This window comes from Hoyosella sp. YIM 151337 (assembly GCF_026041215.1).
Lineage (GTDB): Bacteria > Actinomycetota > Actinomycetes > Mycobacteriales > Mycobacteriaceae > Hoyosella.
In genome coordinates this window covers 120489-144516 of sequence record NZ_JAPEIQ010000030.1, presented here as the reverse complement: position 1 = coordinate 144516, position 24028 = coordinate 120489, and the positions used below count along the sequence as shown (strand labels likewise).

The 24028-nt window shown below is 63.1% G+C and carries 25 protein-coding genes; 10 read left to right on the top strand and 15 right to left on the bottom strand.

What is annotated here, in order from left to right; all coding sequences use genetic code 11:
* Positions 1 to 17 precede the first annotated feature (17 nt).
* From ONR57_RS15670 to ONR57_RS15660, 3 genes are read right to left on the bottom strand one after another with little or no spacing between them, the layout of a single operon-like run.
* Positions 18 to 584 carry a copper resistance CopC family protein gene (locus ONR57_RS15670; RefSeq protein ID WP_265124456.1) on the bottom strand — a complete coding sequence of 189 codons (567 nt, stop codon included), beginning with the start codon at positions 582 to 584 and terminating at the stop codon, positions 18 to 20.
* Between the two features lie 40 nt (positions 585 to 624).
* Positions 625 to 1134, bottom strand: coding sequence for a hypothetical protein (locus ONR57_RS15665; RefSeq protein WP_265124455.1), 510 nt, complete (start codon positions 1132 to 1134; stop codon positions 625 to 627).
* Positions 1135 to 1177: 43 nt separating this feature from the next.
* The gene (locus tag ONR57_RS15660) at positions 1178 to 1852 is read right to left on the bottom strand and encodes a DUF6474 family protein (protein WP_265124454.1); all 675 of its coding nucleotides are present in this window, start codon (positions 1850 to 1852) and stop codon (positions 1178 to 1180) included.
* Between the two features lie 102 nt (positions 1853 to 1954).
* Between ONR57_RS15660 and ONR57_RS15655 the strand changes: the two genes are divergently transcribed.
* The 3 genes from ONR57_RS15655 to yidC all read left to right on the top strand — a co-directional run bounded on the left by ONR57_RS15655 (position 1955) and on the right by yidC (position 4932).
* Positions 1955 to 3628: a TM0106 family RecB-like putative nuclease gene (locus tag ONR57_RS15655; protein WP_265124453.1), complete on the top strand. Its 1674-nt coding sequence runs from the start codon at positions 1955 to 1957 to the stop codon at positions 3626 to 3628.
* A 30-nt stretch (positions 3629 to 3658) separates the two neighbouring features.
* Complete coding sequence (locus ONR57_RS15650) at positions 3659 to 3976, top strand: hypothetical protein (protein WP_265124452.1); 318 nt, start codon at positions 3659 to 3661, stop codon at positions 3974 to 3976.
* 128 nt (positions 3977 to 4104) lie between these two features.
* Positions 4105 to 4932, top strand: a complete 828-nt coding sequence (gene yidC, locus ONR57_RS15645; protein WP_265124451.1) for a membrane protein insertase YidC — start codon at positions 4105 to 4107, stop codon at positions 4930 to 4932.
* A gap of 13 nt (positions 4933 to 4945) precedes the next feature.
* On the opposite strand, the gene ilvD is transcribed toward yidC, so the two are convergent.
* The 4 genes from ilvD to ONR57_RS15625 all read right to left on the bottom strand — a co-directional run bounded on the left by ilvD (position 4946) and on the right by ONR57_RS15625 (position 9963).
* Positions 4946 to 6652 carry a dihydroxy-acid dehydratase gene (gene ilvD / locus ONR57_RS15640; RefSeq protein WP_265124450.1) on the bottom strand — a complete coding sequence of 569 codons (1707 nt, stop codon included), beginning with the start codon at positions 6650 to 6652 and terminating at the stop codon, positions 4946 to 4948.
* A gap of 41 nt (positions 6653 to 6693) precedes the next feature.
* The gene (locus tag ONR57_RS15635; RefSeq protein ID WP_265124449.1) at positions 6694 to 7461 is read right to left on the bottom strand and encodes an SDR family NAD(P)-dependent oxidoreductase; all 768 of its coding nucleotides are present in this window, start codon (positions 7459 to 7461) and stop codon (positions 6694 to 6696) included.
* Positions 7462 to 7606: 145 nt separating this feature from the next.
* Positions 7607 to 9244, bottom strand: a complete 1638-nt coding sequence (locus tag ONR57_RS15630; RefSeq protein ID WP_265124448.1) for a hypothetical protein — start codon at positions 9242 to 9244, stop codon at positions 7607 to 7609.
* Between the two features lie 194 nt (positions 9245 to 9438).
* The gene (locus tag ONR57_RS15625) at positions 9439 to 9963 is read right to left on the bottom strand and encodes a peptidase (protein ID WP_265124447.1); all 525 of its coding nucleotides are present in this window, start codon (positions 9961 to 9963) and stop codon (positions 9439 to 9441) included.
* 199 nt (positions 9964 to 10162) lie between these two features.
* Here ONR57_RS15625 and mgtE point away from each other — a divergent pair, with 199 nt between their 5' ends.
* The gene (mgtE, locus tag ONR57_RS15620; RefSeq protein ID WP_374116465.1) at positions 10163 to 11527 is read left to right on the top strand and encodes a magnesium transporter; all 1365 of its coding nucleotides are present in this window, start codon (positions 10163 to 10165) and stop codon (positions 11525 to 11527) included.
* A 71-nt stretch (positions 11528 to 11598) separates the two neighbouring features.
* Here the strand turns inward: mgtE and ONR57_RS15615 are convergent, their stop codons facing one another.
* Positions 11599 to 12225 carry a superoxide dismutase gene (locus tag ONR57_RS15615; protein WP_265124445.1) on the bottom strand — a complete coding sequence of 209 codons (627 nt, stop codon included), beginning with the start codon at positions 12223 to 12225 and terminating at the stop codon, positions 11599 to 11601.
* A 245-nt stretch (positions 12226 to 12470) separates the two neighbouring features.
* Here ONR57_RS15615 and msrA point away from each other — a divergent pair, with 245 nt between their 5' ends.
* Complete coding sequence (gene msrA / locus ONR57_RS15610; RefSeq protein WP_265124444.1) at positions 12471 to 13133, top strand: peptide-methionine (S)-S-oxide reductase MsrA; 663 nt, start codon at positions 12471 to 12473, stop codon at positions 13131 to 13133.
* Between the two features lie 96 nt (positions 13134 to 13229).
* On the opposite strand, the gene ONR57_RS15605 is transcribed toward msrA, so the two are convergent.
* The 3 genes from ONR57_RS15605 to ONR57_RS15595 are packed head-to-tail and all read right to left on the bottom strand — an operon-like array spanning position 13230 to position 15555.
* A complete protein-coding gene (locus tag ONR57_RS15605; RefSeq protein WP_374116453.1) occupies positions 13230 to 13799 on the bottom strand; it encodes a molybdenum cofactor biosysynthesis protein in 570 nt (189 codons plus the stop codon).
* Positions 13799 to 14578, bottom strand: coding sequence for an ABC transporter permease (locus ONR57_RS15600; protein ID WP_265124442.1), 780 nt, complete (start codon positions 14576 to 14578; stop codon positions 13799 to 13801). Before ONR57_RS15600 ends, ONR57_RS15605 begins: the two co-directional genes overlap by 1 nt.
* The gene (locus tag ONR57_RS15595) at positions 14575 to 15555 is read right to left on the bottom strand and encodes an ABC transporter ATP-binding protein (protein WP_265124441.1); all 981 of its coding nucleotides are present in this window, start codon (positions 15553 to 15555) and stop codon (positions 14575 to 14577) included. The genes ONR57_RS15600 and ONR57_RS15595 overlap by 4 nt, the downstream gene beginning before the upstream one ends.
* Positions 15556 to 15685: 130 nt before the next feature.
* Between ONR57_RS15595 and ONR57_RS15590 the strand changes: the two genes are divergently transcribed.
* Positions 15686 to 16849: a sensor histidine kinase gene (locus tag ONR57_RS15590; RefSeq protein WP_265124440.1), complete on the top strand. Its 1164-nt coding sequence runs from the start codon at positions 15686 to 15688 to the stop codon at positions 16847 to 16849.
* Entirely contained in the window at positions 16849 to 17472 is a 624-nt protein-coding gene (locus ONR57_RS15585; RefSeq protein ID WP_265124439.1) for a response regulator transcription factor, read from the top strand. Before ONR57_RS15590 ends, ONR57_RS15585 begins: the two co-directional genes overlap by 1 nt.
* 229 nt (positions 17473 to 17701) lie before the next feature.
* Here ONR57_RS15585 and ONR57_RS15580 read toward each other — a convergent pair whose 3' ends face one another.
* The 3 genes from ONR57_RS15580 to ONR57_RS15570 form a co-directional block, all read right to left on the bottom strand.
* Positions 17702 to 18271 carry a transglutaminase domain-containing protein gene (locus tag ONR57_RS15580; protein WP_265124438.1) on the bottom strand — a complete coding sequence of 190 codons (570 nt, stop codon included), beginning with the start codon at positions 18269 to 18271 and terminating at the stop codon, positions 17702 to 17704.
* Between the two features lie 88 nt (positions 18272 to 18359).
* Positions 18360 to 18521 carry an ATP-binding protein gene (locus ONR57_RS15575; RefSeq protein WP_265124437.1) on the bottom strand — a complete coding sequence of 54 codons (162 nt, stop codon included), beginning with the start codon at positions 18519 to 18521 and terminating at the stop codon, positions 18360 to 18362.
* A gap of 346 nt (positions 18522 to 18867) precedes the next feature.
* Positions 18868 to 19584, bottom strand: coding sequence for a hypothetical protein (locus tag ONR57_RS15570; RefSeq protein ID WP_265124436.1), 717 nt, complete (start codon positions 19582 to 19584; stop codon positions 18868 to 18870).
* Between the two features lie 247 nt (positions 19585 to 19831).
* On the opposite strand from ONR57_RS15570, the gene ONR57_RS15565 reads away from it, so the two are divergent.
* From ONR57_RS15565 to ONR57_RS15555, 3 genes are read left to right on the top strand one after another with little or no spacing between them, the layout of a single operon-like run.
* Complete coding sequence (locus ONR57_RS15565; protein ID WP_265124435.1) at positions 19832 to 20152, top strand: 2Fe-2S iron-sulfur cluster-binding protein; 321 nt, start codon at positions 19832 to 19834, stop codon at positions 20150 to 20152.
* 36 nt (positions 20153 to 20188) lie between these two features.
* The gene (locus ONR57_RS15560; protein ID WP_265124434.1) at positions 20189 to 21583 is read left to right on the top strand and encodes a cytochrome P450; all 1395 of its coding nucleotides are present in this window, start codon (positions 20189 to 20191) and stop codon (positions 21581 to 21583) included.
* 2 nt (positions 21584 to 21585) lie between these two features.
* Positions 21586 to 22818 carry an NAD(P)/FAD-dependent oxidoreductase gene (locus tag ONR57_RS15555; protein WP_374116452.1) on the top strand — a complete coding sequence of 411 codons (1233 nt, stop codon included), beginning with the start codon at positions 21586 to 21588 and terminating at the stop codon, positions 22816 to 22818.
* A 14-nt stretch (positions 22819 to 22832) separates the two neighbouring features.
* Here the strand turns inward: ONR57_RS15555 and ONR57_RS15550 are convergent, their stop codons facing one another.
* Complete coding sequence (locus ONR57_RS15550) at positions 22833 to 23861, bottom strand: NADP-dependent oxidoreductase (RefSeq protein ID WP_265124433.1); 1029 nt, start codon at positions 23859 to 23861, stop codon at positions 22833 to 22835.
* Positions 23862 to 24028 lie beyond the last annotated feature (167 nt).

Below are 24028 nucleotides of genomic sequence, written 5' to 3'. Positions count from 1 at the left end.
GGGTACGCCAGCTTTCGTTATCGGTCAGACCGGGAGGACCGCAATATCACAGCGACGCCACCGGCGAGAACAACGACCGCGCCGATGATGAACGGCCATACGGGCAGTGGTGAGTCGTCGTCGGCGGCGGCTGGTTCTGCCATCTCACTGCCGGCATCGGGTGTAGTGCCTGGCTCCGGTGGCAGAGAAGTGCCGTCACCAGCCTCGGTCACGACGAATTCGACCGTTCCGCTAACTGGGTGGCTGTCCGCAGAGATGACGCGGTACGCGATGGTGTAAGTGCCGGCAGGGCCAGCACCCGCAACGCCGACACTGACAGTGTCACCGCGTACCTCGACGTCCTCGCCGGACCACCGATTTCCCTCAGAATCAGTGAGAGTGACGGCGGCAAAGGACTCCTGCAGGGGTTCGTTGAACTGAAGTGATACACGGTCGGGCAGGCTCGCGACGGCCGTGTCTGCTTCGGGGTCGCTGCCAATCAGCACGGAATGGGCACCCGCTGGTGCCGCGAGGGCGACGGTGGCAATGAGGCTGAGGGCCGCTATTCGCAGCATGGTGGATGGGGCAAAGACACGTTTGATCATGTGTTCTCACTGGGAAGTCGGGAATGGACCGGGCTGCGCGTCAGGCCGACAGCGGCGGGCCCCGCAGTGAAACAGATGACCGGAGGAATATTAGCGCGCAGCCAGATGGCTGAACCCAGTGCGGCACCAGTGATGTGCGCGGCACGGCAGGGGCGCCAATGAGCACCGCGATGAGGATGCGCATCGTCGCGGAGGCAACGCCTGCCAGGTGATCGGCCCACATCATGAGCCCGGCACACGCGAGAGTTGCGATGACGTGAGCGGCTAGCATCGCCGGCGACAAGAGTTGCGGTCCGGCACCAGCCTCGTGGTGGTGGCTGACCAGGTGCAACGCGGCATGACCAGCGAACTGCCCAGCCAGCAGCACCAGACTCAGCAGTGACCAGCAGCCCGCACGAATCGCGGCGACCGCATGATGGCCCGCGATCGCCGCGATGAGAAGCAGCACAACGAGTCCGGCAACGGTGAGCACGCCGCCGGCCGCGCCGTGTGCAGCGACGGTGACCCCCGCGCACACAAGCGCGGCCAATGCCGACCGGACGCTCGTCATGCGGAGATCATCGCAGCCAGGCGGGCGCGTACGCCAATCGCTGTCAGCGCACCCCTAGCCGTGCGAGGAGGTCTGCCTCGATACCGTCAAGCTCGGTTGAGATTGCCTGATGAGCGGCGCGCCGGCGCGGCGGTGCCATTCGTTCAGCAGCACGCACAGCGGTGTTCAGCTCACCAAGCCGACCGGAGATGGCGTCTGAGAACTGCTTCACTTCAGCGTTTTTGGGCTCGCGGTCAAGCACTTCGCGGGTGGAGGCTTCGGCACCCGCGATGCGGGCACTGAGCTTCGCGCCATGGCCGGTGAACTTGCCCAGTTCATCGAGGGGGACACCGAAAGCACGCGCGCGGCGTTCGTCGAGATACCCGCGGACAGCTGTCACACCCCGATAGACAACGGGGACGAGTACTGGCGCCAGCACCCGGGTGACCCCGACGAAACGCCTGGCCCTGCTCACCGTCACTTTTCCTTCCGCTGCCGCCCGAGCTTGCTGCTCTGCAGCTTTGACTTGCTTGTCGGCGAGTTGCAGCTGAACCTTCTCGGAACGTCGTTGCGCACGCTCCTGCTGCTTCGCGAGTTTGCGTTCCTGCTTCAGCGCCTTATTCCACTTCCTGGACTCGTTCTTCGCCGCAAGCTTCGCTTCAGTCTTCGCTTTTGCTTTGAGGGCCTTCGCCTCTGCTTTGCGCGCAGCGCGACTGGGTTTCTTGCTGAACAAACCCATCCGAGTGTCCTCCCTAGTGGCGGCCGAATCCGTGACGATCGCATCCAGCGGCGACCGCGTGTATTCGCTACTACCCTAAGGCAGCTAATATGGTTCGTCATCGTGAACCCGAACTCTGGTGTCCGCATTTTGCTCGATGCGAACCTTCTGACGCGCTGCCGTCATCGAGTGCACCTCGATGCAGAGGCTGCCAGAGGACGGCTGCCCGCTGAACCCCGCCGGCCAGTACCACCAGGGGTGCGCCAACGGCAGGAAGCAGCGGCTTTGCACCGCAAAGCGGTGCATGAGGCGATGCACGCGCTGCACCATGGAAGCTGGGTAAGCATCGATATGGACCAGTCGGCGCGCAGCCGGGAGGAAGACACGCTGCGTGCGTGCGCAGCGGGCGTGTCATGGATCTGGGGTGGGACGCTGCCGTTAGGCCCAGATGGCCAGCGTGGCCAGTCCGAACTGCTGATGCGTCAACCCGACAGTGAACGCTACGTTCCCATCATCGTTGTCAATCACAAAGTCACGGATCCCGGCCAGGGTGCTGTCACATCACCGCTCGACATGTTCGCGCCCGAAGTGGACCCGGCGCGAAAAGTCCGCCCCCAGCTCCGAGATCAGCTGCGCCTCGCCCACATCTACCGCCTACTGCAAAACGCCGGTCTCGCAGCGTCTGATGCGATCGGTGGCGCGATCGGCTACGACGCCGACTGCATTGTCGTGCATGATCTGTTGCGCGAAATTCCATCGTTCGGCCACAGCCTGCTCGCCGAGTACGACGCTCGGGTCACCGACCGTATCGCCGTCATCAACGGAACCAGCGAGACTGCGCCCACTCGAATCGGCGAGTGCGGCCTGTGTGAATGGTGGCCGCAATGCAGCGCGGAATTGACGCGCCAGCATGATGTTTCGCTCGTCGTCAATGGTGCGCAAGCGGATTCGCTGCGCACCGCCGGTGTCAGTACCATCGACCAGCTCGCGCGCTGGGCCGGGGAACCGCCGGAAGAGTGGCCCGGCGGCGGGTTCCCGGAGGCGCAGATTTTCGCGCAAGCCTGGCTGCATGATGTGACACTCGTCCGCAAGGTTGACCGCGTTGCGGCGACTCGCGCCGACGTCGAGGTCGACATAGACATGGAGAGCTACCAGGATCACGGCGCATATCTGTGGGGAACGCTGCTCTCTGAGCCGGGACGGCCGCCTGTGTACCGGGCATTCGCCACGTGGGAGGCGCTGCCGACGCATGACGAGGGCCGCAACTTCGCTGAATTCTGGGATTGGCTGACCAAGATCAGACTATCCGCCGCTCGGCGCGGCCTGACTTTCGCGGCGTACTGCTATTCCAAGGCTGCGGAAAACCGGTGGCTCCTGGATTCTGCGCACCGATTCCGTGGCATGAATGACGTTCCTTCCACCGCGGAAATCACCCATTTCATCGAATCCGACGAGTGGATCGATATGTTCGAGGCGGTATCGAACCAGTTCCATTGCCCGCAGGGCCGCGGCCTAAAGAAGATTGCACCCAACGCCGGCTTCGCATGGCGTGATCCCGAAGCGGGCGGTGAAGCGTCGATGATCTGGTACCGCGACGCGGTGGGATACGAGGGCGAGGCAGTCGTCGGCCAACGGGAACGAATTCTCCGATACAACGAAGACGATGTATGGGCAACGCGGGTTCTCCGAGAATGGATGACCAGCGGTGCGGCGGCCGCGGTCCCGAGTGTTGCTGACCTTGCGGAACAAATGCGGCTGCTCCCTCCCGCGCCGGGGGACAGCACTCAGGTCACCTGAGCGAGCTGCGCCCCGGGGTATTCTGTCTGCATGGCAACAGGTGGGGGCTGGATTGAGCGCTGTGGCGCGTCCCGGCTGTTGCCGCTGTTCGCAATAGTCGGTACCGCGCTGCTGCTCGCGCAGAGCCCCACAGCAGCGATGAGTGCGGCTGCTGTTGCGTTGCTGGTCGCAGCGTCGGCTCCCGGAATGACACGTGACCTGGTGGTTGTGTCCGCAGCGGCCGGTGTGGTCGCGCTGCGCGTGCGCAAAGTGCGGCACACTCTCAGTCGTCAGTGCTCGGCCGACTCACCGGGACGTCCCGGGAAGCCGCGCGCACCCGGCGCCTGCCCTGCCGCTGTGCTGCCGTGATTTTCCTGGCCGAGCCCTGTGGGGCGTCCGGCTAAGAATCCCTGCAGCCAGCCCGGTTTCGCATCGTCACCGCTGAACGCGCCCTCAGTTGCGCGCGGCGGGAAATTCACCTGCGGCAGGGGTTTTATATGTTCGATTTCATTTACTATCCCATTTCGGGAATCCTGTGGCTGTGGCATTATGCGTTCGAGCAGGCAGCTGGCTTGAGTAGCGGCCCTGCATGGGCGCTTTCCATCGTTTTTCTGGTCTTCACGATCCGGGCGCTGCTCTATCGTCCGGTGGCGGCGCAGATGCGGATGAGCCTGAAAATGCAAGAGCTGCGCCCGCAAATGAAGGCGCTGCAAAAGAGGTATGGAAAAGACCGCCAGCGCTATATGGAGGAGGTCCAGAAACTACAAAAGGAGCATGGGCTCAACCCCCTGATGGGGTGTGTGCCCGTGGTTGTGCAAGCTATTGCCTTCCTGGGGATTTTTCATGTCCTCCGGTCGTTCAACCGCACGGGTTCTGGTTTCGGCCAGATCGGGATGACGCCTGAACTCAACGCCACGACACCGAACTACTTCTTCAGCGTTGATCAGGTGCACTCGTTTCTTAGCGCGCACGTGTTCGGTGCCCCGCTCGGTGTGTCGGCTTTCGGCCCGCTAAGCGCACCGGATGCGTTCGCGGTGTTTGGGCTCACGCCCGCCGCGAGTGTTGTCGCTGCGGTTGCGCTGCCACTTGGATTGGCGATCGCGGTGATGACGCACGTCAACGCGCGTGCGTCAATTGCACGTCAAAGCCCGGAACTCGCAGCGAGCCCCCAGACGGCCATCATGAACCGCATCATGCTCTGGGTGTTTCCTGCGGGCGCCCTCATTGGCGCGCCGTTTATGCCCGTAGCGATCCTGATTTACTTGCTCAGCAATAACATCTGGACGTACGGGCAGCAGCATGTCGTGTATCGCCACCGGCGCTGACAGCGTGGCGGGGTTAGCCGCAGACGGCTCCGTTGGATGCGGAACCGACCAGTTTCGAGTACTTCGCGAGCACCCCGCGGGTGTAGCGCGGGGGCAGCGGCGCCCAGCCGGCTTTACGCTGCTCCAGCTCGTCAGGGTCGACGAGCAGGTCGAGCGAGCCGTTTCCGACGTCGAGCCGGATCTGATCGCCATCCTGCACAAATGCGACCGGGCCGCCGTCGACTGCCTCGGGCGCGATGTGCCCCACACACAGCCCAGTGGTGCCGCCTGAGAAGCGCCCGTCCGTGATGAGGAGCACATCTTTGCCCAGGCCAGCGCCTTTGATCGCACCTGTGATTGCGAGCATTTCCCGCATGCCGGGGCCGCCCTTGGGCCCTTCATAGCGAATCACCACCACATCGCCCGCGGTGATCGTGCCGTCTTCGAGCGCGTCGAGAGCGGCACGTTCTCGCTCAAACACCCGCGCGGTGCCGGTGAAGATGTCGGCATCGAACCCGGCTGATTTCACGACCGCACCACCCGGCGCGAGCGAACCCTGCAAAATGGTGATGCCGCCCGTCGGGTGGATTGGTTCGCTGAGGTAGCGCAGCACCTTTCCATCCGGGTCGGGCGGATTGATACCAGCCAGGTTCTCCGCCATCGTTTTGCCGGTGACCGTCAGACAGTCACCATGCAGCAATCCCGCGTCGAGCAGTGTCTTCATGACTACCGGCACGCCGCCGAGTTTGTCGACGTCCGTCATGACGTATTGACCGAACGGTTTCACGTCCGCGAGGTGCGGGACGCGCGACCCGACCTTCCGGAAATCGTCGAGCGTGAGGTCGACCTGTGCTTCGTGTGCGATCGCCAGCAGGTGCAGCACCGCGTTTGTCGAACCGCCGAGCGCCATGACAACCGCGATCGCGTTCTCGAACGCCTCTTTTGTCATGATGTCTGAAGCGGTGATGCCGCGGCGAAGCAGGTTCACTACTGCTTCACCCGAGCGGCGCGCGTAGCCGTCACGGCGACGATCAGTCGCTGGGGGCGCCGCACTGCCGGGCAGCGACATGCCCAGCGCTTCAGCGGCGCTCGCCATTGTGTTCGCCGTGTACATACCGCCGCATGCACCCTCGCCGGGACAGATGGCTCGTTCGATCGCGTCGACGTCTTCGCGGCTCATGAGTCCCCGTGCGCACGCGCCGACCGCTTCGAACGCGTCGATGATGGTGACTTCCTTCTCTGTCCCATCCGACAACTTGGCCCAGCCGGGCAAGATCGAACCGGCGTAGAGGAAGACGGCGGAGAGTTCGAGGCGCGCCGCCGCCATCAGCATTCCGGGCAGTGACTTGTCACAGCCCGCGAGAAGCACCGACCCGTCGAGGCGTTCCGCGTTCATCACCGTCTCGACGCTGTCAGCGATGATCTCGCGCGATACGAGGGAAAAGTGCATGCCTTCGTGGCCCATCGAGATGCCGTCGGACACCGAGATTGTCCCGAACTCCATCGGAAAACCACCCGCCGCGTGCACACCGTCTTTGACGGCCTTCGCGAGCCGATCCAGCGACAGGTTGCACGGTGTGATCTCGTTCCACGACGAGGCGACACCAATCTGGGGTTTGGCGAAATCATCGTCGGTCATGCCGACGGCACGCAGCATCCCGCGGGCGGCTGCCCGTTCCAGTCCGTCGGTAACGTCGCGGCTGCGCGGTTTGATGTCGACGGTGTTTTCGGAGGTGGTCATCACTGCTCCTGTGAGTCGCTGTGGGGGCTGAGTTGCGTGGACTATCGCGGCGCCATCCGAAGTGCGCCGTCCATGCGAACAGTTTCACCGTTCAGGTAGTCATGTTCAACGATCATGCCTGCCAGCTGGGCGAACTCGTCCGGGCGCGCGAGGCGGCGCGGGAACGGAACGCCTGAGGAAAGGCTCTTGCGGAAATCCTCACTTACACCAGCCAGCATGGGGGTATCGACGATTCCTGGTGCGATCGTGTTCACGCGGATGCCGAACTGCGCAAGATCACGCGCGGCAGGAACCGTCATGCCGTGCACCCCGCCCTTAGATGCGCTGTACGCGATCTGCCCGATTTGCCCTTCGAATGCGGCAACAGAGGCGGTGTTCACGATGACGCCGCGCTGCCCGAACTCGTCGACCGGCGTGGTATCCGCTATCGCCTGCGCCGCCAGTCGCATGACGTTGAAAGTGCCAAGCAGGTTGACCGTAATGACCGTGCGGAACAGCTCAAGATCATGGGGCCCTTGTTTGGAGAGGATGCGGCCTGCCCAGCCGACTCCCGCACAGTTGACGACGATCCGCAGTGGTTTATCGCCGCCCGCTACCTGATCGACCGCAGCCGTCACGTCGCTGTCGCTGGTGACGTCGGTGGGGATCATGGCCACACCCGCCGGTGCGGAATCGCCTGCCCGATCAATGGAATTGGCGAGGTCTAGGCCGTAGACGGTGGCGCCTTTTGTGGACAGCAGCGCAGCGGTAGCTGCGCCGAGTCCCGAAGCGGCACCTGTCACGATGGCGGCGGTACCTGAGATTTCCAAAGCGAACCCCTCCCTGCAGGTCTGAAAGATACTTCAGACGCTGTGAACAACTCTCGGAACCAACTCTAGGCCGCGCCGAAAACGAAGCCCGCCAGTATCCGGAAATCTGTGGATACTGGCGGGTTCTGCGGGAGGCGCCGGGTGATCAGCCTTGGGTGGCACGGCGGCGCAGGACGTACGTGCCACCGGCCGCAGCCCCAGCGACACCGACGGCCCCGGCGACGATCAAGCCGACGGGGATTCCGCCGCCCGATTCACTGCTCGCGCCGAGCAGCAAGCTAGCGGGGGGAAGTTCGCCCGCGAGTGTGCCGTCGCTCGCGAGGTAGTCGACCACCTCAAACGTCCCTTCGGGTGTGTACAGACCCGCGAGTACGACATTTGTGGAGGTGGTAACCGCGATGGTGTCGGAGACGGCGACGATGTCGATGCTGGTTAGTGTCTCCTCGCCGAGGTCGATATCGACGCGCTCAGTGGGGCCGTCACTGACCTTCTTCCGGGCCTCCGCCTCTGCTTCACGGGCGAGTTCGAGCTCGGCTTCCGCTTCGGCAAGCGCAGCAGCTGCAGCTTCAGCCTCTTCCTGTGCCCGTGCTGCCGCTTCTTCGGCAGCCTCGAACGCCTCGTAGGCCGCAGTTGCTTCTTGCTGTGCCTTCTCCGCAGCGGCACGCTTCTCCTGTGCTGCTTGCCGCTTCTCACGAAGTTCCGCCTGGGCAGCATCGGACTCGTCGGCGGCCACAGCGAGACGTGCGGCGGCGTCGTCGTACTCCTGCTGAGCGGCGTCAGCGGCCTGTTGTGCAGCGTCTCGGGCTTGCTGTGCGGCGTCGCGTTCCTGCTCGGCAGCGGACAGCGCCGCGGTCGCCGCTTCGGCGGTGGCTTGCTTTTCTGCTGCGACCGTCAGTGCTGCTGCGTGCTCAGTTTCGGCGGCCTTGAGTTCAGCTTCCGCTGCTGCCTGTGCCTGCTTCTTGGCCCTCAGTTCTGCTTGCGCTGCCTTGCGCTCTTGGCCGCGCAGGTCCTTGAGCGCGTCCTGAGCGGCCGCGACCTCGTCCTCTGCCGACTTCAGCTTGTCGGCGGCGGCCGCGACATTGTCCTCCGCTGCGCGGACGGCGGCCTGCGCGTTGCTGAGTTCCTCCTCTGCGGCCGTGTCTGCGGTAGCTGCTTCTTCGACCTTCTCTTCGGCTGCTTCGAGGCGTTCGGTCGCCTCGTCGAGTTCATCCTGCGCTTGGTCGAGTTCCGTTTTCGCCGCCGCGACTTTCACCTCGGCGTCGGCTGCTTGTTTTGCGGCCTCCTCGGCCTTTTTGCGGGCCTCTTTACGCTCAGCGATCGCGCGTTCAGCCTCAACTGTCGCGCGCGTGTATTCGACGCTTTTCTCGGCGAGTTTCTTTTCGGCCTCGGTGGCGGCGGCGCCGGCCTCTTCCGCAGTTTGCTGCGTTTCCGATGCTTTTTCCCGTGCTTCGGAAACGGCTTGTTCTTTTTCAGCGGTGTTTTTTTCCGCGTCAGCAACCGGGTCGGTCACCGTGGCTGGCGGGTTGCTTGTGGTGGCGGCGGGCGCTGGCACGGTGGTGTCGGGGGAAGGCTCAGGTACGACTGTGGGCTCGGGTGCGGGATCGTTGGCGGCGGGTGACGCACTGGGGCTGGGGTCTTGAGGTGCATGTGTACTGCCCACGCCGGAATCTTCTTCGTCAGCGAGCGCGATGCCCGGAGCGGCAATGCCCATCGTGCCCACCGATACCGCTATTGCGGCCGCAATGCTCACGGTACGTAGCCGGCGTGAGATCTTTGTGGGCAAGGGGGCCTCCTCGGTTGTCAGCGATGTCGAGCGAATTGACTATCGCATGAGTGTCGCGGAGGAATTGGTCGGTGTTACCTAATTCGTAACGGTTCGAAATGTAAGTGATCCATATCACCTAAAATTGTCAGTCGAATAGTCGACATTTCCCTTTTTTTGCGGTCGTATTTGTCGTCAAAACAGCCCACACCGTTCTACGCTGCCAGCAGCATCGCTAGCACTGCGGTGTCGGGGTGTTCGTTCGGATCCACACCGATTCGGGTGACAAGGGAGGTCACTGTGCCGTCCGCTTCGGCTTCCGCCCAGGTGGCTCGGTGCCCCAGCCCCAAGTGAGGCAGCCCGGGCAGCAGTAGGCAGCCGGACGCGGCGCCACTGCATTCCGGCAGCGTCGGCGTCGTTTCCGACGGCGGGTGCAGCATCAGCAGTGCGGGCGGCTGTTCGGTGGCGAACGTACCCGGCGCCAGCGCATGTTCCCCGAGCACGGTTCCCGCCGCGAACAGCAGCCCCACGACGTCAGGCACGGAACTTTCGGGGTGGTCTTCGCGCGCTCCGAACACCGTTGAGGTCGGCAGCAGTCCAGGCAGGGACGCCACGCGCACCGCGAGGATCAGCAGCTGCGCCCACTCCTTCGTCGTCTCGGGCCAGCGCCCGCTGAGCAAGAAACCTTTGAGAGTGCCGCCTTGCTCAAACGGTGACATCTCTACCGTGTCCCGGTCCATGGTTACCTCCCGACCGTCCGCTTGGGGTGGGTGTGGATCAGGTGAATAGGACTATGAACAATTATCCCGCTGTCACACAAGGCCATGCGAGTGCTAACCCTGTTCGGCGGCTGTACATGCCCAGGCAATGTTTTTCTGTCAGAGTGGGAAGGCTGGGTTCAGATGGTGGGCAGGGGCGAGCAGGAGAGGATGGCGCGTGATCACTGAAGATCTCGATGCAGTGGTAGACGAATGGCCTGACCGGATCCGTGAGGGGTCTTTATCTGCTGTTGCTCGACAGGCCGCCGATTTATCGCTTCCAGACCTGGTGTGGGTGCTGGAGCGATTACGCGTGCGTGACCGCGCGATCGTGTTCCGCGTGTTGCCCAAAGGACTTGCGCACGAGGTCTTCGAACGCTTCGATGACGGTCTGCGAGGCGAGTTGTTTTCTAGCCTGCGTGACGACCAAGTGGTCTCCCTGTTCGCGGATCTCGACCCCGACGACCGCGTCCACGTCATGGACGAATTGCCTGCTAGCGTCGCAAAAAAGCTGCTGCAGGGGCTGTCCAAACACGAGCGGGAACTGACCGCGCCGATACTCGGTTACGAGCGCGGATCGATCGGCCGGTGGATGAGCACCGAGTACGTGCGCGTTCTCGAGAACCAGACGGTAGCTCAGGCGCTCACGCAGATCCGCCAGCGCGGGCGTGACGCGGAAACGATCTACACGATTCCCGTCACCGATCCCGCGAAGCGGCTCGCGGGTGTGGTGAGTTTGCGTGAACTGATGCTCGCTGATCCGGAAGTTCACGTCAGTGACGTGATGAGTGAACCGATCAGCGTCGCCGCGACCGAGCCGGAAGAGGATGCTGCGCGCCGGTGTCTCGACGCGCAGGTGCTTGCGATGCCGGTGGTGGACCGGGAACAGCGCCTTGTGGGAATTCTCACAGTTGATGACGCCGTCCGAATCACCACCGTCGCGGAAGAGGAAGACGCGGCCCGCGCGGGTGCTATGGAACCGCTCGGCCGCCCGTACCTCTCGACACCTGTTCGATCGATCGTGCGTGCCCGCGTCGTCTGGTTGCTGCTGCTCGCAGTATCGGCTGTGGCCACCGTTGGTGTGCTCGACCACTTCGAGGACGACCTCGCGGCCGTGGTGACTCTTGCGGTGTTCATTCCGCTGCTCATCGGTACTGGCGGTAACACTGGATCGCAAGCTGCGGTGACGATTACACGCGCGCTCGCCCTCGGCGATGTGCGGCCGCGTGACGTCGGCGTGGTGCTGTTCCGGGAGATCCGGACGGGTGCGTTGCTCGGTGCGATGCTCGGCGCTTTGGCGTTCGGGGCGATCGCCTTGGTTGCGCTGGCGGTTGACGGCTACACGATGGAGATCGGCACCGTGGTGGCTGTTTCAATGCTCGCGATCTGTACCCTGGCTGCCTCGGTCGGCGGCGTCATCCCCCTGTTCGCCAAGGCGGTCAAGATCGACCCCGCCGTCATGTCGACGCCGTTTATCGCGACATTTGTCGACGCGACAGGCCTGATTCTGTACTTCGTCATTGCCAAGGCAGTGCTGGGTATCTGACATTCACAAACAACTGTGCCCCGGGCAGTTTCGCCCGGGGCACAGTTGTTAGCGCGAGATGTCGTGGCGTGTCAGCCGACGATCAGGCCGTTCGTCTGTGAGCGCGCGCGCTCGAAGCGAGCTGCGACGTCGTTCCAGTTGACGACGTTCCAGAACGCGTTGACGTAGTCACCCTTGACGTTCTTGTACTGCAGGTAGAAAGCGTGCTCCCACATGTCGAGCATCAAGAGGGGCGTGAGACCGATCGGAATGTTGCCCTGCTGGTCATACAGCTGCACGATGACCGGACGCTGACCGATCGAATCGTAGGCCAGGATGGACCAGCCGGAGCCCTGGATCGCGTTCGCATTCGCGCTGAAGTGCGCGCGGAACTTGTCGAACGAGCCGAAGTGTTCGTCTATCGCAGCCGCCAGCTCACCCTCGGGCTTGTCGCCGCCGTCCGGGGACAGGTTCTGCCAAAAGACTGAGTGGTTGGTGTGGCCACCGAGATGGAACGCGAGGTTCTTCTCATGGAGGTTCACAACAGTGGCGAGCGTATCGTTGTCGCGAGCTTCGGCGAGCTTCTCGAGTGCGGTGTTCGCGCCGGTGACGTACGTCTGGTGGTGCTTAGAGTGGTGGAGCTCCATGATCTGGCCCGAGATGTGGGGTTCCAGAGCGGAGTAGTCGTACGGCAGATCCGGAAGCGTGTAGACAGCCACGAGCGTCCTTTCTACGCGAGCGCGCGAGCATCCCTCGATGCCCGCAAGGCGGAGTGTTGAATTTTTCCAATACGGTGCCAACTCTTCTTGATCGACACACTTTCTGCAACAACTTCGCGCTGAGCGAATTTCCGTTTATGCAGAGTTCGTGCCGCCGAATTTTATTTATCCGAGCGTCTAATTTTGTCGGCAGTTTCTGGCGGTCAAAGCTGCTCTGCGGGCGCGGAACGCGTAGCATCGCAGATATGTCGTGGTTCGATGAACTCACAGGCCGTAAGCGAACGACCATGATCACCCCTGAGCAAGCACTGCCCGGCCGGGAGACGCCCCTGCGGCTTTCCGGTATCCACGCCGTCAACGGCACCCGGATCGTTCCGCCGTTCCCCCAGAAGACGGAAACGGCTGTCGTCGGTGAAGGCTGTTTCTGGGGTGCGGAGCGCAGATTCTGGAAGTTGCCAGGCGTCCACGCCACCGCAGTCGGATACGCGGGCGGGTACACGCCGAATCCCACCTACGAGGAAGTGTGCACCGGGACGACCGGCCACACCGAAGTGGTGCTCGTGGTGTTCGATCCCGAGGTCATCAGCTACGAGCAGGTACTGCGCCAGTTCTGGGAAAGTCACGATCCGACGCAAGGCATGCGCCAGGGTAACGACGTGGGCACCCAGTACCGTTCAGCGGTGTACACGGTTGGTGACGAGCAGAACGCCGTGGCCCAGGCGTCAGCGGAGGAGTACCAGAAAGCGCTCACCGCCGCTGGTTACGGGCACATCACTACGGAGATCGCGCCCCTCACGGCGTTCTATTACGCCGAGGAGTATCACCAGCAGTACCTCCACAAGAACCCGGCTGGGTATTGCGGGCTCGGAGGCACGGGAGTCAGCTGCCCAGTCGGCCTGGGGGCCTAGTACCGCCCCCGTTTCGCCGCAAAATCACCAGAAACGGCCCAGATTCACGGGTTGATGCCGTGAATCTGGGCTGTATCTCGTGAGCCTACGCACCGGTCAGGGAAGTGGCTGTGCCCGCATGACGGGTTCCGCAGCACGCGCGGCGTCCAGTTGCGCGTCGCACCGCAGCAACGCTGGGCCGAGACGCAGGGTTCCGGATACGACGACTCCAGCCCGCAAGCCGCCGCGCCCGATGAGCGCCTTGCGCATACCGGGCGCGACCATTGTGTCCATCCAGGAACATGGATGCGCCGGACGTCCACCGTGGAAACGGACCGTCGACTCCCCGCAACTGATCGTGAAGTCCTCGCCCCGCAGCTTGTCGAGTTCCACACCCCGGACGACGACGTTCCGGCGTGCCAGCTCAAACGGCGCCACCGCATTTTCTCCGCCGTGTACGTGCTGCCAGGCGGCCTGCCACGCTTCCGCGGCGAGGAAAGTCACCGCGGCTTCGGTATGCGCGCGCACATTGAAGAACCGGTCGCCGCGGACGCCCTTGCCAGCGACGCAGTCTGCCGACTCCGGCAGCAGCGTTTCAACGTCAGCAGCACCGTCCCGCGCACGGCCAAAGTAGGCGTGCGCGGGAGAGACCAGCAACTGCACAATCTCGATCGGGTATGTCGCCATCAACTACGAGGTTCCCAGCGCCACCGCTTCCGGGCAATCGACACCGCGATCCAGGTCCACAGTGCCGTGATCAGCAGTGCGCTGACCACTGGCGGCAGCGCGGTCAGCGCGCCCTGCGCGATCACGTCCTCCGACGCGCCCATACCGCGTGCGAGCAGACTTGTGAGCGAGGCGAACGGGATGGCACTGACCAGGCGGCCCTGCATCTCCTCGAGTGGTTGCAGCACGAGGTTCGCGCCCACCGCGCCGAGGATGATGAGCGGCATCACGGTCCACTGCACACGCTCGATGCTCGGTGCGATGCTGCCTGTCGCGACGCCTGCGGCGACAGCGAGCACCGCGGTCCCCAGAAGTGCAAGCGCCACATAGCCCGGCTGCTCAGGGAAGGGGGCGCCCAGCGCGAGGCACCCGCCCAGCACGATGAGGCCCTGGATTGTGCCGATGAGAATGAGGGGCCCCGCTATCGCGCTCAACATTTGCGGTGGTGCCAGTTCACTCGTTCGCAGCCGCTTGAACAACTGTGTTTCCCGCCGTGCCGTCACCACCGATGCACTCGTCACATACACCGAAAACAACAGCGCGAGAATGCACATGGGCGCGGCGATCTGTGCCCACTGCTCCGTGGTTTCAGGCTGCGCGAGAATCGGGAATATCATCACGAACGCAGGCGCGAACACCATGGTCAACAGCGTGACGCGCTGGCGCACAATCATTGTCAATTCGAATCGCATCATCCGCAGCGTGCGGGTGGCGGGATGCATCGTTGCGGTTGTTGTCATGAGTTGGCTCCTTCGCTGAGCGACTGGCCGCTGATCTCGAGAAACACTTCTTCAAGCGACGCCGGCGTGGCGCGCAGCGGGCCCAGTTGCACACTGTCCGCGGCGGCTGTGTTCATGAGCCACGTGAGTGCGAGCTGCTGATCGGTGCTTTCAAGCACCAGTACGTCTTTCCCGCGCTGCACGTCGCGGCGCATATCGACGCCATCCGGTGGGCGGTGATGTGCTGGCGGCCAATAGATATCGTCAACCTCCACGGTGACGCGCGCCGGGCGGCTCGCAAGCACCTCGCTGAGGCTGCCCGTGACTGCGATTTCCCCGCCGTGCATGATCGCGACCCGATCCGCGAGCGCCTCTGCCTCCTCCAAATAGTGAGTGGTGAGGACGATCGTGGTGCCGGCGCTGCGCAGATCACCGATCACCGACCACAGAGTGCGCCGCGACTCCGGATCAAGTCCGGTCGTCGGCTCGTCCAGAATGATGAGTTCCGGATCACCCCAAATCGCCAGCGCAAGGTCGAGCCGCCGCCGCTCGCCGCCCGAGAGTGAGGTGACCGAATGGGTGCCACGGTGATCGAGCCCGACTGTATTGAGCACGCGGTCCACGTCGTCCGATCGGGATGACAGGGACTTCCACAGCTTTACGGTGGCGGTCACGCTGATTTCGCCGAAGAAGCCAGCTTCCTGCAGCACTACGCCGGTGCGGGAACGAACCACCTCGGGGCGTTCCCGTGGGTCGGTGCCGAACACCGTCAGTTTGCCGGACTCTCTGGCGCGGAAGCCTTGCAGTATCTCAAGTGTTGTTGTCTTACCGGCGCCGTTGGTACCAAGGAGCGCGAAGATCTCACCACGTCGAACCTGCAGGTCGACGGAGTTCACCGCGCGGTGCGCGCCGTACGAGTAGCAGATGCCGCGGGCATCGATCACGGCGTCGCGTGACATGCCCGTAGCTGATTGGTGTGGAGACGCGAGCTTTTCCATGCATTCAGCGTCGCCCCTGCGATACATAGTCGTTAGTCCCCAGCATCACGGGCTTTCCATGACAAATGTCAGCGCGAACTTGTGACCGCCGCATACGTGCTGGTGGGGTGCCTCTGCAAGAATCGACAGCGTGACCACGCTGATGTCGCGGACGTGGCATTCCCGCTCCCAAGTGGATCGTGTAGCGCTCTACACGATCGGCTCGCTGCACGCCATCGTGTGGATGTTCGTGGTGGTGTTCCTCGCAGGACTCGGGCTGCCCCGGTCGCCCATTGAATTCGCCGCCCTTGCAGTCATTCTCGCGACGGGAGCGACGGCAGCGTACGTCCTTCAGCTCGGGATCCGTCGGTGCAGGTACGGCACGACTGTCCAAGCGTGGCCGGTCGTTATTCTCGGGGCCTTGCTTGCAAGCGCGGTGCTACTTGCCGCCTTCGGCAACGGGGAAGCGGTGAACTGGGAAGTTCAGGTCTCGCATTCGGCGCTCGTGCTGAGTGTCCTCGCGGTGTCACCGCTGGCTTCCGGGCGCCGGGCGGCCGCGATCGCTGTTGGGGCGGCTCTCCTTTCGTACGTGATCGTTGGGGAAGCACCGCTTGCGCTGCTCCTCGGTGGGGCGGCACTGTTTCTGATCGCGACGACGCGCATCTCCCTGTGGATGCTGCGGGTCGTCGACCAGCTGGATGCCGCGCGAGCCAAAGAAGCAGCTCTCTCGGTGGCTGAAGAAAGGCTGCGATTCGCTCGGGACCTGCATGACGTTGTCGGGCGGGCACTGTCCGTCATCAGCGTGAAAAGCGAACTCGCTACCGTGCTGGCGGACCGGGACGCTGAACGGGCCGCCGAGCAGATGCGTGAAGTCCGCGAACTCGCGAATGATTCGCTGCGCGAAATGCGTCAGCTCGTTCGCGGCTATCGTGGACTCGACCTCGCAGCTGAGGTTGACGGTGCGCGTGCCCTGCTGCAGTCAGCGGGCATTGAGGTCACGGTCGTGGGGAACGTCGCGGCCGTTCCGGAACGGTTCCGTGAACCCGCAGCGTGGATGGTGCGCGAAGGGGTGACGAACATCTTGCGGCACTCGGTAGCGCGCACCTGCACGATTACTGTCGCCGCGGACGGTATTTCACTGCACAACGACGGTGCGCCCCAGAAAGAGACAGACGATGCCGACGCGGATTACGGCAACGGACTCGCAGGTCTGGCCGAGCGGATGTCCGCAGCAGGCGCCGCGCTGAGTTCGCGACACAGCGGTATGGAGTTCGAGCTCCGCGCCGAGTTTCCACAGGCGGAAAGGGAGGCGTGATGAACGATGACCGCGGCGTCATCAGTGTTCTCCTCGCTGACGACGAAAACCTCATCCGCGCGGCATTACGGACCATGCTCGACCTCGAACCTGACATCGACGTCGTCGCGGAAGCGTCAACTGGTGAAGAAGCGCTCAGCAAGGCGCGAGCATTCACGCCGGACATCGCGGTGCTCGACCTGCAAATGCCGATACTCGACGGCGTCGAGGTGGCTGAACGGCTCCGCGAACACCTTCCGAACTGCGGCGTTGTTATCGTCACCAGCCACGGTCGGCCCGGTTACCTGAAGCGAGCATTGAGTGTGGGTGCTCGCGGATTCCTGCCCAAGACAACGTCAGCGAGCACCCTCGCCGACGTGATCCGCAAAGTCGCGGCGGGTGGACGTTTCGTCGACCCGGAAATCGCGGCGGAAGCTATCAGTGCGGGTGACAGCCCCCTCACGCCGCGCGAAGCTGACGTCCTCGAACACGCGGCGGAAGGCGCCTCAGTCGACGAGATCGCGCGCCGGGTGTCTCTCTCACCGGGAACGACGCGGAACTACCTGTCGTCCGCGGTGTCGAAACTTGGCGCAGCGAATCGGTATGAGGCGTGCGTGATCGCGCGCCGGTTCGGGTGGATCTGAGGGGCTGGTTGCAGCCCGTCTGTCAGCGACAAGTCGGTGCCCTCGGTTTCGGATTCAGCGCGAAGAGGTCTTGCCTATCCCTAGGGGATCCTTTGGACTTGGGTTGAGCGTGTCCAGTTTCTCGGGAACCGCTGGACTGGCCTACTGGCCAGGGAACGTCTGAACCGTGTGCTGCCTTACGCCGATTAGCTCGAGCAGGGCAGCCCGCAGAGCCGTGGCTGCGATGCAGCTACAAGCTTGCGGGCAGGTACTCGTAGTTCGTCGCGCCGGGACGGGCATGGCCCAATGCGTCAAGAAGGCTCCGCGGTGGTGTGGCGTACACGGACTCGTAGTCGACCTCGCCCAGGTCTGGATCAGCTCTGAAGGCGATGCGCTCGCGGGCCAGATCGAACTGCGCGTCGACACCAGGCTTGTTGCCTCGCGCGTCAATCCGCGACCACTTCCCGTCAACACAGACACCGACGAGTCCGTGGAGAACAAATCCACCCGGGACGTCGTCACGGAGCTTCTGGTAACACAACCCGGCAGGAACGCCCTGTGCCCGAAGCAGTGCAGCCAGCAGATGGGCCTTACCATGGCAGATCGCGTTACGTGCAGCCAACACATCAGTGGACCGGTACGCGGCGCTCCAGGTTCCAGCATCACGCGAGTGCGCGATCTCGTCTCTCACGAACGTGAAGGCAGCTTCCGCGCTCCCCAGCTCCGTGGCCAGGTCACGGATCGGGGTGGACTGGCATGCGATCACATCATCCGCGGCGAGGTAATCGGCGAGGCTGCTTGAGGTTGGCACGGGGATCACAGGCGAACTGTAGCGCGAGATGGTGGCTGCTCCACAAAGGCAGCGATCTCCCGGAGGCTGGGGTCGTAGCCCTGAGAGGTGTCCACTTTCAACGCCGGGACGTCGACAGATATGGGTGCGAAGCCATTGCCGTGCCTTGGTTGATGTCGTCGCGGATGATTGCGGGGCGGCCGCGTCCGCGAGCAAGTGCATGGGCGAGCGTGGTCTTGCCTGTTCCGGGACCTCCGCTGACGACGTCGAGTATGGGCAATGCGCTCCTGCATTAGGTATACCGACTCGGTGACCATGGACAAATGGTTCAGATTGAGGTGAGGTTTGACCAAAACGTACACAGGCTCCGAACAGCATATGGTGGTCCAGCCCGTTTCGGCAGCCTCACGGACGCAGCAAGGCGTCTGGGGATCCGGTCCAGCGGAGTTCGGGCGGCAGGTGACTCAAGTCGTTGTACATGCTGATGCTGGGTGGTCCGCCGGGTCGGTGCTAAATGACAGTCAGTGCGGCGTTGGCGCTGCTGAGTCCGAGCCACCCTTGGCATCGACCGTCACACGGAGGGCGTCAGCGAAACCGGGTAGGACACCACACTGGACGCCGGAGTGTCAGGATCGATCCGGCTGCCGGTGCCGCTGCGGGTCGAGCGGCTCGAACCACGAATTGCCCACGCCGAACATGCCTCGCTGCGGTATCCAGAAGTCGCCGAGCTTGGCCTGCTCAGGCAACGGAGCGTCGTGACCGAGGTCTGCGCCATTCACCGTTGCCGTGATAGTGCGGACAGTCCATACCAGCCGCGGAGTGGCGCGGAACCACTGTCCGTTCGGCACGTCGCCGACCAGCCCAACCTTGCCGACTCCCAGGAACGGCCCCGCGACCGCACTCATGCCGCGCAGCACCCCCGCGTTGCGCCACATGCGCTCCGGCATCACCCTGCCCATGGCGTTCATCATTCGCGTCCGGGTTGTCGGCACAAGTTCAAACTCCCAGTCGATTACGCCTGGCACACTGACGCGCATCGACGAATCACTCAGCCACTCCATCGTCACCGCACACTGGTCGGTCCCGACGAGGGCCGAGCTGAAGTATCGGCCGCAACTGACGGCGGCAGGGGCGTCGCTATAGATGGACCAGTTTCCTTCCGGATCGCGATGCCACACGGACTGATACCCCGGCCCCACCGTGGTCGCGTGGAAGCGGCGGGTGGCGAGCAGATGCCCGGACGAGAACGGTGCCCCCATCACGCCATATCCGGTGAAGCGCTCACCCAGGCCGTCGACAAGCTTCCGCCTGCCTTCTGCAATCTCTCGTGGTGACGGCGTCATGACGGCTCCGTTTCTGCCGCGCACTACACAGCTCGACCTGTGCGTCAATTATGCGCCGGTGAGGCGCCAGGCATAAGTGGCTTCGCCCGGCGCGCGCTTGACATCACGATGCCTCTTGTAAAACGGGTGCGATGTATGTCACTGTGTGTAAACAGCTCCTGCTTGTTGCAGAGGGTCCGGCCATGGTTCAACGAGGCAACGTGGCCACCGCACCCTTCATCGCGCCTCGGTCAACGAAGACAGGGACATGGGAACAATCACTTTCGTTTCGCACGACGGCGAATCCCAAGAGGTTGAGATCGTCGAGGGCAAATCACTGATGCAGATTGCGACCAGCAACGGTGTCGATGGTATTGATGCGGACTGCGGCGGTGAGGCCGCCTGCGGCACGTGTCACGTCATTCTCGACTCCGAGTGGTTCAGCAAGACGGGCGGGCAGAGTGAGGATGAACTGCAGATGCTCGACATGACGCCCGAGCGTGAGCCGACGTCGCGGCTCTCGTGCCAGATCGAGGTCTCCGAGGATATGGACGGTATGACCGTCACGCTTCCCGAATTCCAGATGTAATTCCTGACATTCTCGAACTACAGCGAGGTAGACGAAATGGTTGACGTTATTGGGCAGGTCAAATCTAAGGTCGAGCAGATTGTGCCGATTGACCTCTTGGTGCGTGGGGCGCACATGTACAACCGTGCGCGCCGGGTCGTGGATCCTCGGGAACGGTCACCAAAATTCGTCGAGAGGCCGATCCCGGACGGCGCGGAAATCCCGCTGTCGGAAATCGATATGAGCAACCCGTTCCTGTACCGACAGGGGCAGTGGCTTTCGCACCTCAAGCGTCTGCGTGACGAGTCGCCCGTGCACTACCAGACGAAGGGCCCATTCGGCCCGTTTTGGTCGGTCACTCGCTACGAGGACATCCTTGCGATGGACAAAAACCATCACCTGTTCTCTGCCGAGCCGTACATCATCATCGGCAAAATGCCGGCGGGCTTCGACATCGAGATGTTCATCGCGATGGACCCGCCGAAGCACGACATTCAACGTAACGCGGTGCAGGGCGTCGTGGCACCTAAGAACCTCAAAGAGATGGAAGGCCTTATCCGGTCCCGCGTCCAGGAGGTGCTCGACGAGCTTCCGGTTGGCGAGCCGTTCAACTGGGTGGACCGCGTGTCGATTGAACTGACCAGCCGAATGCTCGCGACGCTGCTCGACTACCCGTATGAGGATCGTCGCGAACTTGTCATGATGTCCGACTTGGCGTCGGGCGTACCGGGGGCGACCGGCGGCACGTCCGACCTCGATGAAACGTTCGATGCCGCGTATCCGCTTATGCGCAAGGTCCTGGATCTGTGGGGCGAGAAGGAAGCGCGCATCGCCGCCGGGGAAACCCCGGGCTTCGACCTCATCAGCCTGATGCTGTCCGACGAGAACACCAAAGACATGATCCATCGTCGTCCGATGGAGTTCCTTGGCAACGCTGTGCTGCTCATCGTGGGTGGCAACGACACCACCCGCAACTCGATGTCCGGTGGCGTGTATGCGCTCAACAAGTTCCCGGACGAGTTCGCCAAGCTCAAGGCCAACCCGAAACTGATTCCCAACATGGTCTCGGAAATCATCCGCTGGCAGACCCCGCTGGCGTACATGGCGCGCCGGGCTAAAGAAGACACCGTTATTCGCGGCAAGCAAATTAAAAAGGGCGACAAACTCATCATGTGGTACGCCTCGGCCAACCGCGACGAGCGCCACTTCGACAATCCCGATCAGCTCATCATCGACCGCAAGAATGCTCGCAACCACATCGCGTTCGGTTTCGGTGTCCATCGCTGCATGGGTAACCGTCTCGCGGAGTTGCAGCTGCGCATTCTGTGGGAGGAACTCCTCGAGCGTTTCGACGACATCAAGGTGCTCGAGGAGCCAGAGATCGTGCAGTCGACATTCGTGCGCGGCTATTCCAAGCTCATGGTCGAACTGACGAGAAAACAGCAGGTATAACAGTGCGCGCTATCATCGTTGGCGCCAGCCACGCCGGAGCCCAGCTTTGCGCGAGCCTGCGTCAGGAAGGCTGGGACGGGGAGATCCTGGTCATCGGCGACGAGCCGACACTGCCGTACCACCGCCCACCCCTGTCCAAGACCTACCTCGCGGGCAAGTCGTCCCTCGACGAACTCCTGATCCGGCCGTCTGATTTCTACTCGAAGAAAGACATCGCGTTTCGCCACGCTCGCGTAGCGAGTATCGATCGTGAGGCACGTTCGCTCACGTTGAGTGACGGCGAAAAGGTCAGCTACGACAAGCTGGCGCTCTGCTTGGGGGCGCGGCCGCGGACTCTGTCGCTTACGGGTACGGAGTTGGAGGGTGTGCACTACCTGCGGGATGCCGCCGACATCGAGGCAATCCGCGGGGGCGTCGAGGGAGCCCGCCACGTCGTCATCATCGGGGCTGGTTACATCGGTTTGGAGGCGGCCGCGTCGCTGCGCAAGCTGGGTATCGGCGTGACTGTTCTGGAGAGTGCTGATCGCGTTCTGCAGCGCGTCACCGCGCCGGAGGTATCGGCGTTCTACACCCGTGTGCATCGCGAAGAAGGCGTTGACATTCGCACTGGCATTGAGATTTCCGCGATCGAGGGCGAGGACAAGGTCCGCGGTGTGCGCCTCGCGGACGGCGAGCTTATCGAAGCCGATCTGGTCATCATCGGCATCGGCATTGTGCCCAACACTGAGCTTGCCGAGGCCGCGGGACTGGCGGTCGACGACGGGATCATCATTGACGACCACGCGCTAACGGACGACCCCGATATTGTCGCTGCCGGTGACTGCACCAGCCACTTCATGCCCCGCTACGAGCGCCGGCTCCGACTGGAGTCGGTGCCAAGTGCAGGTGAACAAGCGAAGGTAGCCGCCGCGACCCTGTGCGGCAAAGACAAGAGTGTCACCGCTCTGCCGTGGTTCTGGTCAGACCAGTACGAACTCAAGCTCCAGATCGCCGGACTGAACGAGGGATACGACAGCGTCGTCTTGCGTGGCGATCCGGAGTCGGGCCGTAGCTTCACCTGCTTCTACTTCAAAGGGGATGAGCTGATCGCCGCAGACTGCGTCAACAGGCCCCAGGAGTTCATGTTCAGCCGAAGGGTCATCGGCGACCGGATACCAGTCGACCCGAACCAACTAGCAGATCCCGAAAACGCGATCAACGAATTGTTGAAGGCAGCGCTAGCCAGCAAGACGTGACGATAGCCGTGGCCCTAATTGGTGGGGTCCTCGCCGACCCGTATCAGAAGTTTCCCGAGGTTGCGCCCGCGCAGCAGGCCCCGGAAAGCCTCTGGTGCGTTGTCGAGCCCGTCGACGATGTCCTCGCGGTAGCGCACTGACACGTCCCGCACCCAACCGGGCATGTCGTTGAGGAATGCGTCCTGGTGAGTGGGGATGAACTCGTCTTGGATGAATCCGCGGACGGTCAGGCTGAGCGTCAGCACCCGGCGCATGAAGCCCGGGAGGCGGTCCACCCCGGTCGGGGTCTCAGTGTCGTTGTAGCCCGCGACCAGCCCGCACACAGGTATCCGCGCGAAGCGGTTAAGTCGTCGGGTGACGGCGCTGGCGACGTGGCCGCCCACATTCTCGAAGTACACGTCGACCCCGTCAGGTGTTGCGCTCGCGAGATCATCCTCGAACGTCTGCGACCGATGATCCACGGCGGCGTCGAAGCCGAACTCGTCGATGAGGATCCGGCATTTCTCCGGACCACCAGCGATGCCCACTGCCCGGGCACCGTGGATCTTCGCGATCTGCCCCACGGCAGAGCCAACTGGGCCCGCTGCCGCTGCGACGGCGACCGTTTCCCCCGGCTTGGGGCGGCCGATTTCGAGGAGCCCCCCGTAGGCGGTGAAACCTGGCATGCCCAGCACGCCGAGCGCAGTGGAGATAGGTGCCGCGGCCGGGTCGAGGCGGCGCGTGTGCTGCGCGTCGGCAACGGCGTGGGTCTGCCAGCCGGTGAATGCGAGCACGATATCGCCAGCGTGTCGCTTGTCCGAACGTGACTCCAGCACTTCACATACGGTGCCGCCGAGCATCACGTCCCCGATACTGAGCGGCTGGGCGTAAGACTTGGCGGTGCTCATCCGGCCGCGCATGTACGGATCCAGCGACAGATAGATCGCGCGTAGAAGGACCTGTCCCTCACCGAGTTCCGGCAGCTCCTCGGTCGTGAATTTGAAGTCGGAATCTTTGGGCTCGCCCACAGGGTAGGCCGCTAACCGGATCTGGTTTGTTCGCATCGTTCGCCTCCTCGTTCAGGCTGGGCCAGGAGTCTGGCGAGTTCTCCCGCGCATCGCCCCCAGCTTAACGGCGAGCTAATTGGACTCCTCTACCGTGGCGGTTAGGGCACCTCATTAGTACTGGACGACATACCTCAGTACCAATTAGAGTTCGATTCTAGGAACGG

What these genes read in the sequence shown, in the direction of transcription:
- ONR57_RS15625 (WP_265124447.1), bottom strand. Translation starts at nt 9,963, where the DNA reads ATGGACCGGGACACGGTAGAGATGTCACCGTTTGAGCAAGGCGGCACT.
- ONR57_RS15570 (WP_265124436.1), bottom strand. Translation starts at nt 19,584, where the DNA reads ATGACGCCGTCACCACGAGAGATTGCAGAAGGCAGGCGGAAGCTTGTC.
- ONR57_RS15560 (WP_265124434.1), top strand. Translation starts at nt 20,189, where the DNA reads ATGGTTGACGTTATTGGGCAGGTCAAATCTAAGGTCGAGCAGATTGTG.
- ONR57_RS15670 (WP_265124456.1), bottom strand. Translation starts at nt 584, where the DNA reads ATGATCAAACGTGTCTTTGCCCCATCCACCATGCTGCGAATAGCGGCC.
- msrA (WP_265124444.1), top strand. Translation starts at nt 12,471, where the DNA reads ATGTCGTGGTTCGATGAACTCACAGGCCGTAAGCGAACGACCATGATC.
- ONR57_RS15565 (WP_265124435.1), top strand. Translation starts at nt 19,832, where the DNA reads ATGGGAACAATCACTTTCGTTTCGCACGACGGCGAATCCCAAGAGGTT.
- ONR57_RS15600 (WP_265124442.1), bottom strand. Translation starts at nt 14,578, where the DNA reads ATGACAACAACCGCAACGATGCATCCCGCCACCCGCACGCTGCGGATG.
- ONR57_RS15550 (WP_265124433.1), bottom strand. Translation starts at nt 23,861, where the DNA reads ATGCGAACAAACCAGATCCGGTTAGCGGCCTACCCTGTGGGCGAGCCC.
- yidC (WP_265124451.1), top strand. Translation starts at nt 4,105, where the DNA reads ATGTTCGATTTCATTTACTATCCCATTTCGGGAATCCTGTGGCTGTGG.
- ONR57_RS15650 (WP_265124452.1), top strand. Translation starts at nt 3,659, where the DNA reads ATGGCAACAGGTGGGGGCTGGATTGAGCGCTGTGGCGCGTCCCGGCTG.
- ONR57_RS15595 (WP_265124441.1), bottom strand. Translation starts at nt 15,555, where the DNA reads ATGGAAAAGCTCGCGTCTCCACACCAATCAGCTACGGGCATGTCACGC.
- ONR57_RS15585 (WP_265124439.1), top strand. Translation starts at nt 16,849, where the DNA reads ATGAACGATGACCGCGGCGTCATCAGTGTTCTCCTCGCTGACGACGAA.
- ONR57_RS15605 (WP_374116453.1), bottom strand. Translation starts at nt 13,799, where the DNA reads ATGGCGACATACCCGATCGAGATTGTGCAGTTGCTGGTCTCTCCCGCG.
- ONR57_RS15665 (WP_265124455.1), bottom strand. Translation starts at nt 1,134, where the DNA reads ATGACGAGCGTCCGGTCGGCATTGGCCGCGCTTGTGTGCGCGGGGGTC.
- ilvD (WP_265124450.1), bottom strand. Translation starts at nt 6,652, where the DNA reads ATGACCACCTCCGAAAACACCGTCGACATCAAACCGCGCAGCCGCGAC.
- ONR57_RS15660 (WP_265124454.1), bottom strand. Translation starts at nt 1,852, where the DNA reads ATGGGTTTGTTCAGCAAGAAACCCAGTCGCGCTGCGCGCAAAGCAGAG.